We start from the raw sequence: 15605 nt of genomic DNA on the forward strand, positions 1-15605 counted from the left end.
ACCAACGAAGCTATTAGGATTCTGAACGAATATGCAGCATCTCAAAACAAAACAATATGGTCCTGTCAAAGCTTTTGAACTTGGGTATCATTGGCCTGGTTTACCCACTTTTACGGTACATATTTACTACATCGACGGACTCCTAATAGACACAGGACAGTATAATTGTCGTCATACGGTTTTATCCTTGTTCAAACAGTTGCCTCTTCAGCAAGTTGCGCTTACACATTGGCACGAAGACCATATCGGAAATGTTTCTACACTTTACAATCACTTTCATCCAACCATTTTTGCAGATCCTTTAACAGCCGAGAAGGTTCGACAAGGCTTTGATATCATGCTTTATGAAAAGTATTTCTTTGGTAAAATTCGACCACAAGATATACCTATTAAAACGCTTCCAGAAGAGATTAAAACATCCAAATACTCATTCGTGCCTATCTATACACCAGGGCATAGCGATGACCATCATGTTTACCTTGAGCCGAACGAAGGATGGCTTTTTTCAGGCGATTTATTTGTAAGTCAACGCATAAAAGTGTTTCGAAAAGGAGAGAATATATGGCAGCAAATTGATTCACTTAAGCGAGTTTTAGCATTAGATTTTGATAAAGTTTTTTGTGCACATAACCCACAAATAGAATTTGGTAGAAAATCTCTGGAGCGTAAGCTTGACTATTTTGAATCCTTCACCGAACAGGTATGCTTTTGGTACAATCAGGGTTATAAAACTGCTGAAATTATCCAGAAAATGGCGCTGAAAGATAAGAAAATGATTAATCTCATGACTGGCTACGACGTGAGTGTACATTGGATGGTGGGTTCTGTAATTAAGCACTTGCCAGTATCTTTATAAAAACTGATAGAGGTAGAATAGAACCATTGGTCGAATTTTTATATCTTCTTGTCTCTATAATATGCCATTAGGTAAAACAAAGTCGTATTTTTGACTGTTCAAAATGATTGAATAGTCTTCAAACAATTCTCCAATTTAAACAATAACATGAAAAAGATTTTATTAACATTTGTGGCAGCTGCAGCTATCATGACTGCTCAAGCACAAGGGATCAAAACTCCAGCGCCAAGCCCAACCCAAACCATCAAACAAGATTTTGCTTTATCTTCTATTGAGGTAAATTATTCTAGACCCAATATGAAGGGTAGAACTGTTTTTGGTGATCTAGCTCCTTATGGAAAATTATGGAGAACAGGTGCTAACGCAGCTACAAAAGTAACTTTTGGTGAAGATGTAACTGTAGGTGGCGTAGCGGTGAAAGCAGGTACTTATGTACTTTACACTGTTCCAAACAAAGACGAATGGGAAGTGATTTTCAACAAAGGATTAGGTAACTGGGGTATAGATGGTTACAAAAAAGAAGAAGATGTTGCTCGTTTCAAAGTAAAACCAGTAGCATTGCCTTCATCAGTTGAGACTTTCACGATTCAATTGGGTAATGTAACGCCTGCGACAGCTGATATTCAAGTTTCTTGGGAAAAAACTCAAATCAACATTCCTGTAGTAGCAGATATCGATGCTAAGATTTCTAAGTCTATCGAAATAGCGATGAACGTAGACAACCGCCCATATTTCCAAGCGGCTAGCTATTATTTTGAAGCTGGAAAAGATTTGAAACAAGCATTAGCATGGACAAACAAAGCTATCGAAAACAGTCCAAAAGCCTTTTGGATGGTACATTTGAAAGCAAAAATCTTAGCTAAAATGGGTGACAAAGCTGCTGCTGTTACAGCTGCAAACCAGTCTATTGCTTTGGCGAAAGAAGCTAAAAATGATGATTATGTAGCATTGAACGAGAAATTGATTGCTACGTTGAAATAATTTCATGCCTTAGGCTTTAAGCGATATGCTATCAGCGAAAAATTCAGAAAATTGATACATATTTTTGGGCTTAATTTTTAGGTGTTAAAGCATTTAATTATAACATGAGTCATCCCTAATTTTTAGGATTGGGATTACTATCCAAGTTTTTATCAAAAAAGCGGTCGAAAATTTGTTTTCGATCGCTTTTTTGATGATACTATGCTAGATATGAATGGCTTAAGATGCAATCATTGTGTCTCTACTGATAGAAAACAAATTTTTACATAATCACTCAACCACTCATTCTCTAAATCGCTAAATTCGGGATGATTCATGTTTGATGCCACTACGCTAGATTTTACTCAACCTAAGACGCGAAGCATTGCGTCTCTACTGGTGGAATGTAGATTTAATCACTCAATCTCACTTCACTCAATACTACTTCCTCCTAATAAAATTTACCTTATCTATTTTACAGTAAATAAAAAAATAGTACCTTTGCAAAAATAAAAACACCCTTAGGGTAAAGTCATGAAGTTCCTATATTTTTCTCCTAATTTCTTCTCTTAGTAAAGGCATTTCATTGAACCTTTACATCATTTTAGAATCTATCAATCGGATAGAGACTTCATCCGCTTATGGCATTAGTGAGTATCCATTGGTTTTTGATTCATTACAAATTATTTTAGGGAACTTAGTCATTGTAAATTTCAATTTTTTTGTTTTAGCAATTGTTATGTATTCAGAAGCTTTTCTGGATGTCATTGCCCAATTCGTTCATTCCGTAGCATGAAATGAATACGATGCCTAAAGACTTAGTTTCCCACCACGTAAATAACAATTAAACTTATGAGCACAGAACAGAAGGTTGAGGTAAACCTAGAGGAAATAAATATTAAAAAACGCCGCTTAGAGGTTATTAAACAAGAACTGAAATCCGAATTTATCGGCATTGACTATATTATTGACGAATTAATCAACTATATCCAAATCTGGTATTTGATGCCAGATGTTTTGGTTCGCCCGATTGTTGTAAACCTTTGGGGTATGACAGGTGTAGGGAAAACCGATTTGATTCGTCGATTGGTTTCAAAACTTGAATATCAAGATAGATTTGTAGAGGTTGAGTTATCACATGGCGAAAACTATTGGTACACATCGGTTGCTTCTATTTTTGAGAGTAATTGCATCAATGATGGTAAGCCTGCTATTGTATTATTCGATGAAATCCAACGCTTTTATACGATTGACCCTGAAGGAAAAGTAGTTACGAATACCCGTTCTCAGGATTTTTGGGAACTGCTATCTGATGGACGACTCTCCAAAAAAGATAATAAAGAGTCGATAGATGAATATATGCAGCGTTATATGCACTCGTCAACGCAGCGTCAGAAACGAAAAAATAAGCCTGTAGATGATGATGTAGCAGATGATGACGATGATTTGGTTGGATTGTGGGAAGCATATAATTTGAAAAAAACGTTTGTTCTCAATGAGTCTGTACATGAAATTGCAGAGATGAAAGAGGATGATATGTTGAAAATTATGCAGCAAAAACGAGATAAAAAGACCGTTTTTGAACCGATTAATCATGCCAAGACTTTAATTATTATCAGTGGTAACCTCGACGAAGCATATTCAATGGCCGACGAAGCTGGTGAAACAGATGTAGATGCAGATATTTTTAGGGCTTTTACCGAAAAAATTACTATCATTGATATTAAAAAGGCGCTATCGAGGAAGTTTAAACCAGAACAAGTCGCACGTTTTGGAAATATTCACTTGATTTATCGTTCACTCAAAAAGCAAGATTTTAATGCTCTCATTGATTTGGAAATACATAAAATTCAAGAAAGAAATATTGAGCATTTTGGGTTAAAGACGACAGTGACAGATGCCGTTAAACAGCTTGTTTATCAAAATGGGGTATTCCCTGTTCAAGGTGTTAGACCTGTGTTTTCGAGTATTGTGGACGTTGTAGAGGCCAATTTGTCTAGTGTTATTTTTGAAGCATTAGTTGAAAGTGCAGAAGAAATTACTTTGGATTATAATTTTGTTGAAAAAGAGCTTATTGCCACTTGGGGCGAAACCTCCGAAAAACGAATTCCCTATATAGGTAAGGTAGATTTGATTCGTCAGAACAACTTGCCAGATATGATTGCTAATATCTCAGTACACGAATCTGGTCATGCAGTGGCATATTCTTTACTATTGGGTGTTGCACCACTACAGTTGAAGTCAAGAGTAGCGTCGTCGTATGCAGGAGGATTTTCATTTCCCCATCAGATACATATGTCGGAGCAAAATGTTTTGAAGAAAATCAAAATTTATTTAGCAGGAGGATTAGCCGAATCATTGATTTTTGGGGAAGAAAACGTCACAATTGCGCAAAGTTTCGATCGAGAAGATGCAGCAGGATTAGTGATGGAATACATTCGGAAATTTGGCTTTGATCGCAATTTTTCATCTTATTACATGAGTTCAGCGGAATACAGTATGGACATGACTGTAACTGATTGGCCGATTGAGAAAATGATGAAAAATTTGGAGCAAGAAACACAAGAGCTTTTGGTTCAAAATAAGGATTATTTGGTTGCCTTATCGAAAGTGTTATTTCAAAAAGGTAGTTTAAAGCCTCAAGAAGTAGTTGAAATAGCGCAAAAATTCGGTCATACACTCAAAATCCATAATGAGAATCACCTGATTATTGCTCCATATCAGGCTACATTAGATCAGCAATCATAACAAAACTCGGGATGTCAATGCTTTACAGATTGACGTACCAACTCTAGAGAGAAAGCAGTATCTTTGTCGTTCGGCTTTATGTTATTAAATGAATGATTTAATCCAATATAAATCTCTAGTAAATATAAAATAATTTTGTCTGGTATAATTGGATTCCGTAAGCCTTATACCATTTATTTGCACACACACTTTGAGCGGATATAGCATTGAAAAACAGCAACTTAGTAATGCTAATTTTATCCTCTCAGTAAGTGAATTCGATAAATAAGCTTTATGCATAGTACTTATAAAGAAAAAGAAACGGCAGTTTTGGTTGCCGTTCAAACACAGAAACAGAATGCTGCTCAGACCAAAGAATATCTCGATGAGTTGGCATTTTTGGCAGATACTTCGGGTATCGAAACACTGTACACTTTTACTCAAAAACTCGAACGTCCCGACAACCGCACTTATGTAGGAAAAGGACGAATGCAAGATATTTTGATGTATGTAATCGACAACGATGTGGATATGATTATCTTCGATGATGAACTTTCTCCTATTCAGATTCGTAACATCGAAGCAGAATTTGCACATTTTCAAAAAGAAGTAAAGGTATTAGACCGAAGTTTGCTTATCCTCAACATTTTTGCGATGCGTGCCCAAACAGTACAAGCTCGCACGCAGGTAGAGTTGGCGCAACAGCAATATATTCTTCCTCGTTTGACACGTATGTGGACCCACTTGTCCAAACAGCGCGGGGGTGTGGGTATGCGTGGTCCGGGTGAAAAAGAATTGGAAACTGACCGTCGTACAGCCAACGATCGTATCTCATTTTTGAAGGAAAAGTTACGCCAAATTGACAAACAAGCCCTTACTCAGCGTAAAAATCGTGATAGAATGGTGCGCGTATCTTTGGTTGGCTATACCAACGTAGGTAAATCTACTTTGATGCGTCGTTTAGCAAAAGCTGATGTATTTGCCGAAAACAAATTGTTTGCAACCGTAGATTCTACCGTTCGTAAAGTTACGATTGATTCTATTCCTTTTTTGTTGTCTGATACCGTAGGGTTTATCCGAAAATTGCCAACCATGTTGATTGAATCATTCAAATCGACATTAGATGAGGTGCGTGAAGCAGATATTCTATTGCACGTTGTGGATATTTCACACCCTAATTACGAAGAACAAATTGGGATTGTAAACGATACTTTGACTGAAATTGGCGCGGCTGATAAACCAACGATTTTGGTATTTAACAAAATCGATAAGTTTGAGGTAGAACCCGAAACAGAAGAAAAAGAGCAGGACGATTGGGAAGTTGTTCATGGTGAGAATCCTTGGGAAGAAGAACCAAAAGATCAAGCTTCGAGAATTCAGAAAGTTACAGAGTTTTTGAAAAAATCATATTTGCACACTCCTCAACCTTTGGCGGTATTTATCTCGGCAGAGCAGAAGGAAAATCTAGACGAACTAAGAGATACTGTGCTTAATTTGGTAAAAAGTAAGCATATCCAGATTTTCCCTAACTGGCTCAATACTGATGAATCATATACTGAAAATACTGAAAGCTGGGCAGAATAAAGTCCCTGTTTCGATTTGAGAAACTTTTAATTACTTACTTTTTTAAGTAATTTTGTTCTGTGTGGTCTCGTATGGTAGACCACTTGGCACTGTAGTTCAATGGATAGAATAGGCGTTTCCTAAACGTTTGATGCGGGTTCGATTCCCGCCGGAGCCACCACATTTTCGAATACTTCTTCTTGTTTCTCCCTCTTTTTCATGCTTGCTTTGATTTGTGCTACTAAATTGCGGTAGGTAAAAAAGTAAAAGAACATCCCTTTTTCGGCACGATTAAGCTTGTATTTTCCAGAGGTATAAACCGATAGTGTGTATTTTTCTATTCCCAAAATCCTTTCTAAGTCTTCAAACTTTAGTTTTTGCTGTGCCATTTTATCCAAAATCCACTGAGCATCTACTACGTCAGTATTTGTTGGAATAAAAAGTTTGACGCCAATACGTAACCTTCTTCCATATAAAAATGGACTAAAAACTTCTTCTGTAACCTTCACCAAAACTTCTTTGATATTGGGTTCATTTTCTTCTTTTTGGAGCTGACTTGTTTGAATGATTATCTCATGCTCCGTGACTTTCATGGTTTTAAATAACACATGATGTTTTTTCATTTGAGTTATGGCTCTTTCCTCAAGAGCGGATTTGAGGGTCGAGCTCAGATGCTCAAAGCGATGTAAATTGTCGAACTTAGGTGTCATAATAGTACACAATAGTGGGAATTTAATAAATTAGAGAGAATACTACCTTATTGAAAAATGTGAAACTAAAATAAATTGAGTTTGAGATACTGAATTAAAAGTGGTAGAATTTTGAATTTGTTGATTGTTTTTATCGAAAAAACATAAAAAATGTAGCTTTCAGAGAGGAAAAATGATATTTGGGTGTGTTTGGATAACTCGATAGAAATATTGATAGGATAAAGTTACAAAACTTTGGATAAAAAAAGTAATTATACTCAATTTTTTGAAGATTCAGTTTTTAGCTACCTAATCAACTGCATCAAGTTTGGGAAAAATGAAAAAATAAGGCTCTGATAGTCACATTATTAAATACTTTTTTAGGAAAAATTACAACTTCGTTCCAACCTTCCGTTGATTTTACGCACTCTTTAAAGCAAAACAAATCAACACAACATTATGAAAAAATACCTTTTTAGTATCATCGCTGCGGCTACTTTGATGTCTTGTTCTGACAATGATAGCTTTCCTACACGCTTCGTTTTATCTGATAAATTTACGACAAACAGTCAAGGTTGGGTAGGTGATTTTGCAGATTATCCAACAACCGATTCTGTGTTTTATGAGTTGAGCTACAGCCATACCAAACTACCTGCACCTCTGGATACAGCAAAAAAAGCTCTACGAATTTCAGGAAATAATCATAGCGATGATTTATTTATGTTCTTGAAAAAGAAAGTAACAGGTCTTAAACCTAATCAGACGTACAATGCCAAATTTGAGGTGGAGTTTGCAAGTACAGTACCTAACGGTATGATGGGAGTGGGTGGTTCGCCAGGCGAGAGTGTGTATTTCGGAGCAGGATTTAGCGCAATCGAACCAAAAAAAGAGGTTGATAACGGCTATTACAGAATCAAAAATGTAGGAAAAATTTCACAAGCTGCGGACGGCAAAGACATGAAAGTAATGGGAAATGTAGCGAATGGAACCGACAAAAATCAATATACCTTGGTTAAACGTTCGGGAACATTTACGGGTAAAACCGACGCTCAAGGACAATTATGGTTGATGATTGGTACCGACTCGGGCTTTGAAGCTACTACAACTTTGTACTACACTGGTGTAAATGTAGAGTTTATAGAGGTGACAAATCAGTAGTTTTAAATGATTTTACTGAGCGATTGTGTTGTTTTTCAATCGCTCAGTAAGATTTTATTAGTTTACCAAGTGTTCCCAAATGACTTGATAAACTTCAGTAGCATCGATTTCCTTTTTGTCGATTGCTTTGTCTGTTACAAGGATTGGATAATATTCTTTACCAATATTGATACCACCATGCGAGCCTCTTACCAGTGTGGCATCCAATGGGATAACATCCATTAGATATCTGAATCCAAGTAATTTACGCGCAAGTTTATAAGCAGCGCGTAACTTAATCAAAGGATTTTTAGGATTCATAAACATCTCAACTGGGTCATACCCTGGCTTGCGGTGAATATCCACCAAACGGGCATAGTCAGGTGCTACTGCATCGTCGAACCAATAGTAATAGGTAAACCAGCTATCTGCGTCGGCCATTAAGACAAAATCGCCTGAGCGCTCGTGGTTAAGATGATAATCTTTTTTGGTATTTTCGTCTAAAACTAAGGCTACCCCAGCAATATTATTTAAGATTGTTCTTGCCTTTTCAAGCTGTGTTTTGTCGTTGACATACACGTGTGCTATTTGATGATCGGCGACTGCAAAAGCTTTTGAAGCGCCCGCATCTAATAGCTCCAAACCTTTTTCTACACGTACATTGATTAAGTTATTTTCTCTTAAAATACGATTGATATGGATTGGATTGTTGACCGTATTGATACCATATTCAGAAAGTAAAATGATATTACAATCTTTTTGGCGATAATGCGTCACTAAATCTTTCACCAACTTATCTACTTCACCCAATTCTTTATGAATTTTCGTGAAATCAACCCCATATTTTTGTAAACAATAATCCAAATGTGGGAGGTAGATTAAGGTCAACGTAGGGTCATGTTTTTTGTCTACCCAAACAGAAGCATCGGCTATCCATTTCGAAGATTTAAGGTTGGCATTGGGACCCCAAAAGTTGAAAAGTGGAAATGTTCCGAGTTCAGCTTGTAGCTCATCTCTCAAACTTGAAGGATGCGAATAACAGTCGGGCGCTTTTACACCATCAGCATGATATTGAGGTCTTGGTGTTACTGAATAATCGGCAGTTGAATACATATTATACCACCAAAACATCTTTGAGCAAGTAAAGTTGGAGTCTAATTTTTTGGCAGCGTCCCAGATTTTTTCTGACTGTACCAACTTATTAGATTGTTTCCAAAACTTTACCTCAGATTCAGTACGATCATACCAACCATTACCTACGATTCCATGTTCTGTAGGGAATTTGCCTGTTACATAAGTACTTTGTGCTGTGGTAGTTACCGCAGGAAGTACAGGTTTGATATGGGTAAAATGATGATCTTCAAAATACTTTTTCAAAAATGGTGTATGTTCACCAATTACGCTGGTGCTAAGCCCAACTATATCAATAACAACAGTTTTTTTCATATTTCTAAAAAATTGGGAGCAATGAATTTAGGGCTAGACCAAGGTTTTTACCCAGGCGATTTCTCGAACAATAGAGTCATTTAATGGCGCCTGCACTTCTGCGGGCAAAACGCCCCATGTATATGTTTCGATTTCGAGATGATTGGTGGCAGGCTTTTGTTTATGCAAAGCCAATGTTTCAACAATATCGTTTCTGGTTGATGACAAAAGTCCGTAATGTTCAATAAATAGAGGTACGTGGAAATGTACTCGCCATTCTTGATAAGACACTGTTTGAGCAGCGGTTAAGGCATCGCCAAGGTCAGTGAATTTCTCAAAACTTCCATCTTCTTTTAACGCGACTACTTGGTGCAAATAGGTAGGTTCGTTGTATTGTGCCAAAGCTGCGAGTTTTTCCACTTTTTGCTCATCAAATACTACTCGAATCGCTGAACTAACCTGAAACTTGCCAATTTTAATCCCTAATTCCGCTAGTTTTGCCAAAGCCGCTTCAGGCTTTTCGTAGCTTACTGCAAAATGGCAAATATCATAGCATAGTTGGACATGCGTATGAATTAGGTCTTCTATTTGTTTGTCTGTCAGGTTCTTATCTTTAAAATGTTCTTTGGCTGTTGGCAGTAATATATGTTGATACCAGTCGATGAACTCAGCCGAATTTTCTAAGATACCATCTGGTTCTGGTTCTATATCCAAGTGTAATATTTTGCCCGTCGTTTGCTGAATTTCAGCCAGTTTTTCAACTACTTGTAAAATATGCGTCGTCGAAATAGCAATAGCATCAGCCAGTTTTTGAGGCGTTTCCCACCAATAACGATAGGAGAGAGGCGAGGTCGAAATCCCACCTTCTTGCATATCGGTTGGTAAAATGTCAGCCAATATTTCAAACATTCGGATGGTATAATCACGACGATTGGTGGTAGTCCAGTCAGGTGCATGAACTTGGTCTTTTACTACAGCATCATGAAAATCTCCATAAGGAAATCCATTCATCGTGAATACATAACAATTTTGCTCAGATAGCCAATTTTTGAAAGTTTCAAGATGATCTTTTTGACTTAAATCAATACTCGCCTGATTAGCTAATCGTAAGCCAATTCCCATCGGTGCATCAGGGCTTACCTGTTGTTTGATTATGGGAATACTATTTTGAAGTACCGAAAAATGATGTTGCCAATCTTCACCTGTATGGATATTGCTACAATAAGTCAAATGACCATTGGGAGTTTTCATGCTAGTTTATTGTTAATGTCCTAAAAGCCCTAAAATACACAAACCTTCGAAGCCAGATAATCTACGGCTTGTTTTACTAATTCAAAATCTATCTCGTGAACTTCCTCGCCTTTGCCTAATGCTTTTAACAAAGTAATGGTTAATTGACCGCCAAGATGTTCTCTAAATTCATTTAAGCCTTTCCAAAGATTGATTTTATCGTTTTCAGCTAAGGCAGGGTGATATAGCTCAAAGCCTAAATTTTGTAAAAGTGTAATGATTCTCTGCAAATCATTTTCGGTTAAATCACCTTTGAGATGCGAATACACCGAATCCAAGGCAATACCAATCGCAACAGCTTCGCCGTGACGAATACTGAAATTGGTAAGATATTCTAACTTATGTGCAGCCCAATGTCCGAAATCTAAAGGTCTTGCTGAACCACTTTCAAATGGGTCGCCACTAGAGATATGCTGGACGTGCAATTCGGCACAACGGAAAATATGCTGGTACATGGCGTCCTCATCGCGATTTGCCAAAGCAAAAGCATGATCTTCGAGCCATGTGAAAAACGTCAAATCCTTGATTAAGGCTACTTTAACGGCTTCTGCAATGCCCGAACGCCAATCACGGTCGTTGAGGGTTGTCAAGAAATTACTATCGTTGAACACTGCTACAGGGGGAGCAAATGTGCCTAAGAAGTTCTTTTTTCCGATATAGTTAATCCCATTTTTTACCCCAACTCCCGAATCATTCTGTGACAAAACCGTCGTTGGTATGCGGATATGCTTGACCCCACGATGCGCCACCGCCGAAGCGTAGCCTGTCATGTCCAAAAACGCACCACCACCAATGGCAGCCACGAACGAATGGCGGTCGATACCATAAGTATCAATCGCTTCGAGAGCTTTGTCGAAATAACTAGGTTGATTTTTGACGATTTCTCCTCCTGGCAATACCAGAATATCTGAAGCAAGTTCAATGGCATCTTGGGTTGCAAAATAGTTACGAATGGCATCTTGCAAGTAAGGATGTGCCTCGGCAACGCCTTCGTCAATGAGAAAAAGTATTTTCTTTTTGAAGGTTGGACTACCGTAGTTACGGAGAAAATCTATGAATAATGAGTTTTCAGGCGCAAATAAGTTTTTAGTAAATTGGATATTATAAGAAAATTGTACCTGAAAAGATTGCTGAATAACTGACATTGAATTAAGATTTTAAGTCATTTAGTGCCTAAGAATACTTTCGGGCGCTAAGTCATACAATTAACATGTGGTGATTTTTAGTGATGAATCGTGAATGATGAATTGTGAATTAAATTCAATTATTTGGCATTCGGCTTTCAGCTATGGGCTTTTCGGCAAAAATATTTCTTATGAATTCATAGAAGCTTTTCTACCTAATACGATAGCTGACTATTGATGAGTTAAGATATTAGTAATCATAAATTTGTACTCATAATTCATCATTCACAATTACGTTACTGCAAACATTTTTGCCAAACGCATTGATAGTGGTAAAAGCAATACAACGATTAAGGTCTGAACAATATTTCCTGATAAACTCACCCAAGCGGCATCCATAATGATTAAGGATAATACGCCTGCTTTTACAGCTTTTCCGATATTGGGACCTATAGGAAGTTGAATAGCTTTGAATAGTGGTTTTCCAATCAAATAAAGATGGATAGCTACCAAAATAAATGTCAGCCAAAGTGTCCCTCTTGTAAAAGATACATACAACTGCGCCGAACTCACCAATAGATATAAAAGCGCTGCAAAGTATAGGATATTTTTACTTCCTCCATGTACCTCACCACGACTTACCATCGTAATTGCAGCAATATATATAACTGGAATAATGGCTAAATATTGGAAATCTTGCCATTGTTCGGGCATGACACTCATACCTAGCAATAGGTTAAAACCTCTGCATAATCCCATGTTGATGGGACCTAAAAAGGAATGATGTTTTCCCCATTTGTCATAAACTAAGGCTGCAACAGCGGTTATTATCGCAAAGATGGCACTTAATGGACTTTGTAAATAGGCACTAATTACTCCGATTAGTAACAGAATACTTCCTAAAATGCTCGCCTCGGTAAGAGTCACTTTTTTGCTCGGAATCGCTCGTTCGGGGCGTTCGATAGCATCCAATTCGGCATCGAATACGTCGTTGAACACCACACCACCTCCATACAATCCCAAGGTGGATATAGACAAGTATAGAACAGATTGTACATGAAAATAGTTTGTATCAAACACAAAGTGTACAATACTCATACCTGCCAAAATGTCTGCGACCGCCGTTATCATATTCGCCGGTCGCATGAGTTGTAAATAATATTTAAGTTTCAATTTGTCTATTAAAGAAGTTAAAAATAGAGAATCGCATTAATGTGCTGTAGGCGATAAGCTGTAGGCATTATGCAAAAATTCGTGAGAAATACTTTTTGTTTATTTAGCCTAATGCGGGTAAAACAAAATTTTAGATTGTGCTTTAAGCTTTCAGGTAACGGCTTTCGGCGATGGGCTTTGGAAAAAAGCCTGTTTATGCTTATTAAAAACAATTAACACTCTTTGCCTTGTGCCTGTTGCCTTGTGCCTAAAATACAATTCATCACTCCTACCTATCTAATCACTATCGCATTTTTATCAATACGTGGTTGTTGTCCTCCTCTCAAAATGGTATTTCCATTGAAAGTTTTACTTTGGTCAATAACCGTATTGTTCTCAAAATCCTCCACGTTGATTTGACCACTTTGTGCAAATGCGTCGATGGCATTTTGATAAGTAACCATTTTGATGTCATGGTCCGAAATGCCTTTCATTTTCATCAAAGCGGCAGTTTTGGCAACGGCAAGTGGGTCGCTAATACCCCAGTCAGCCGCAGAATTAATCATGATTCTTTCAGAGCCATATTGTTTTACAATTTCTACCATTCTTTCGTTACCCATTTTGGTAAATGGATAAATCGTAAATGCTGCGTAGAAACCTTGGTCGAGCACACTTTTTACGGTTTCCTCATTGTTGTGATCAATGATTACCATGTTGGGAGCAATACCATGTTCGAGCGCAATAGCCATACTACGCTCGGTACCTTTGCGTTTATCGCGGTGTGGCGTGTGAACTTGTACGGGTAAATTAGCTTCTTTGGCTAAATCTAATTGCCAACGATAATACTTTTCTTCTGCGGGAGTTTGGTCATCAAAACCAATTTCTCCAACACCAACCACGCCTTCTTTGTAAAGATATAGTGGCAAAATCTCCATGACTTGTTCTGCCAAGGGTTCGTTGTTGGCTTCGCGAGAATTAAGCCCGATGGTACAATAATGTTTGATACCAAATTGTGACGAGCGGAATCTTTCCCAACCTACCAGACTGCTAAAGTAATCTTTGAATGTCGCCAAACCTGTGCGGGGTTGTCCTAACCAAAAAGCAGGTTCGATAATCGCCACAACACCAGCGTCGGCTAAGGCTTGGTAGTCGTCGGTCGTACGTGAAGTCATGTGGATATGAGGGTCAAAAAACTTCATATCCTTTATATAATCCATGAAATTGGCCTGCACGTGTTGTGCAGTTACTTTCTCCTCTGCCGAACCTTCAAAGTGCGAAGGATTTTGTTGTATTTCTGAATGTTTATTACACATAATCGAATGAGTGGATTGAAAATGAGTGAGTTAGTGAGTTACTTGCGTTTCCTTCTTATCTTTTGAGTCACTACACATAACACAGTTGATGAACCTCCAATTGCTTCCAGCTAAATTGTCCTTTTTGCACAGAAGCTCGTAATTGAGGGTAATTTTCTAACAAACTTTCAGCACCAGGAAATGATGTTTCGGAGCATACCAAAGCTGCTGCTGTTTGATTTTGGATGTCATTTGACAGAAAAAGTTTATCCAAATCAGCCAAAATTGTATCATTCATAAAATTGATTACCAAACGCCATACTTGTGCAGGCACTTTGCGGTCGGCTGCCCAGCGCTCATGCGCAAAGTCTGAAAGTGTTTCAGCAAGTTTGCGGTTAGCACGTTTTTCCAAGCCTACAATCAAATGAATAGGTTTATCATTAAAAATACATTTTAGCACCAATTGATTCCATGCTAGTTCTGAAAAATGTAGAAAAGGGTAAGGATTGCCAAATCCGATAGCATCAAAAACGACGCCCATATTAGAGCGAACAGCCTCTGTGGCTCTAAAAAGCCATTTCTCTGGATAGGACAATACAGGCAAGGCCGAATAAAGCGCTACTAATTCATTGATTTCGGCGGTATCAAAAAGCGTTTCTATATTTTTGACATATTCTTCACTTTGTTCGCTTGGAATATGCAATAGCAGATAAACACGTACCAATCTTTCTAAAGTCCATTCTTCAATTTGCCAATCTGGTACAACCGAATGAATTACCTTTTCGTCGACACGAATTGCTACTTTGCGAATAAATCTAGGCGCTGAAACAAAGGCTATTTGAATCGCTTTTACATCAGAATTAGCCTTAGTTTTAACCCACTCTAATTCTTTCTCATTTGCTGTGGCCTCAATAGCACTGAATAGTATATGTTGGATAGACGTCATCGTTTTGGGATAGTTTTATGACTCAGGGTTTTGGGGGTATCCAAAAAAAATCTTTTATGTAGACCAAAAACCTTTTCTTTCTTTTTGTAAAGATAAAAACATCTACTCAGCTTGGTGTCTTGTTTTTTAGGGAAAAACATCATTTATGACAATAATCAATGTTTATTTTTTTCCTATAAACTTAAGTTTTGGGTTTTAGGTACAAGTCAACAGGCACAAGGCAAAGCGAGTTAAATAATTTTTTAGTAACGATAGATACGTTTTTGCCGAATGCACATAGCTGAAAGCCGAAAGCTAAAAAATTAGATTTGATTTTGCGCACTAACTCAAAATCAAATGATTTATAACAAAATTAAATAGAAATAATTCAATTATTGTCCCTTTGTGAGAAAATAAATATAATGGCTAAATAGAGAGGTTAGTACAAAATTCCTTGGGCGCTTG

At 37.5% G+C, this 15605-nt stretch carries 11 protein-coding genes and 1 tRNA gene; 6 read left to right on the forward strand and 6 right to left on the reverse strand.

Translation table 11 applies throughout. From position 1 onward, the window contains the following. The first annotated feature begins 31 nt into the window (after nt 1-31). The 6 genes from BWI92_RS09390 to BWI92_RS09415 all read left to right on the forward strand — a co-directional run bounded on the left by BWI92_RS09390 (nt 32) and on the right by BWI92_RS09415 (nt 7953). Nucleotides 32-856, forward strand: a complete 825-nt coding sequence (locus tag BWI92_RS09390; protein ID WP_095162356.1) for an MBL fold metallo-hydrolase — start codon at nt 32-34, stop codon at nt 854-856. A gap of 147 nt (nt 857-1003) precedes the next feature. Beyond that, nucleotides 1004-1837: a DUF2911 domain-containing protein gene (locus BWI92_RS09395; protein ID WP_095162359.1), complete on the forward strand. Its 834-nt coding sequence runs from the start codon at nt 1004-1006 to the stop codon at nt 1835-1837. 831 nt (nt 1838-2668) lie between these two features. Beyond that, the gene (locus BWI92_RS09400; RefSeq protein WP_095162361.1) at nt 2669-4564 is read left to right on the forward strand and encodes an AAA family ATPase; all 1896 of its coding nucleotides are present in this window, start codon (nt 2669-2671) and stop codon (nt 4562-4564) included. A gap of 273 nt (nt 4565-4837) precedes the next feature. Next, nucleotides 4838-6127, forward strand: a complete 1290-nt coding sequence (gene hflX / locus BWI92_RS09405; RefSeq protein WP_095162363.1) for a GTPase HflX — start codon at nt 4838-4840, stop codon at nt 6125-6127. Nucleotides 6128-6212: 85 nt separating this feature from the next. Next, nucleotides 6213-6287, forward strand: a tRNA-Arg gene (locus tag BWI92_RS09410). Nucleotides 6288-7254: 967 nt separating this feature from the next. Next, on the forward strand, nt 7255-7953 hold the full coding sequence (locus BWI92_RS09415) for a hypothetical protein (RefSeq protein WP_095162365.1): 699 nt from the start codon (nt 7255-7257) through the stop codon (nt 7951-7953). Nucleotides 7954-8010: 57 nt separating this feature from the next. On the opposite strand, the gene BWI92_RS09420 is transcribed toward BWI92_RS09415, so the two are convergent. From BWI92_RS09420 to BWI92_RS09445, 6 genes are all read right to left on the reverse strand, one after another. Next, complete coding sequence (locus BWI92_RS09420; protein WP_095162367.1) at nt 8011-9378, reverse strand: alkaline phosphatase family protein; 1368 nt, start codon at nt 9376-9378, stop codon at nt 8011-8013. Nucleotides 9379-9411: 33 nt separating this feature from the next. Further along, entirely contained in the window at nt 9412-10608 is a 1197-nt protein-coding gene (eboE, locus tag BWI92_RS09425) for a metabolite traffic protein EboE (RefSeq protein WP_095162369.1), read from the reverse strand. A 29-nt stretch (nt 10609-10637) separates the two neighbouring features. After that, nucleotides 10638-11792, reverse strand: coding sequence for a 3-dehydroquinate synthase (locus BWI92_RS09430; RefSeq protein ID WP_095162371.1), 1155 nt, complete (start codon nt 11790-11792; stop codon nt 10638-10640). A 270-nt stretch (nt 11793-12062) separates the two neighbouring features. Continuing rightward, on the reverse strand, nt 12063-12917 hold the full coding sequence (eboC, locus tag BWI92_RS09435) for a UbiA-like protein EboC (RefSeq protein ID WP_095162373.1): 855 nt from the start codon (nt 12915-12917) through the stop codon (nt 12063-12065). A 299-nt stretch (nt 12918-13216) separates the two neighbouring features. Further along, complete coding sequence (locus BWI92_RS09440; RefSeq protein ID WP_095162375.1) at nt 13217-14236, reverse strand: TatD family hydrolase; 1020 nt, start codon at nt 14234-14236, stop codon at nt 13217-13219. A 70-nt stretch (nt 14237-14306) separates the two neighbouring features. Then, nucleotides 14307-15161, reverse strand: coding sequence for an EboA domain-containing protein (locus BWI92_RS09445; protein WP_095162377.1), 855 nt, complete (start codon nt 15159-15161; stop codon nt 14307-14309). Nucleotides 15162-15605: the final 444 nt, after the last annotated feature.

The sequence above is a fragment of the Flectobacillus sp. BAB-3569 genome (assembly GCF_002270355.1).
In the GTDB taxonomy this organism is placed as follows: Bacteria; Bacteroidota; Bacteroidia; order Cytophagales; family Spirosomataceae; genus Flectobacillus; species Flectobacillus roseus.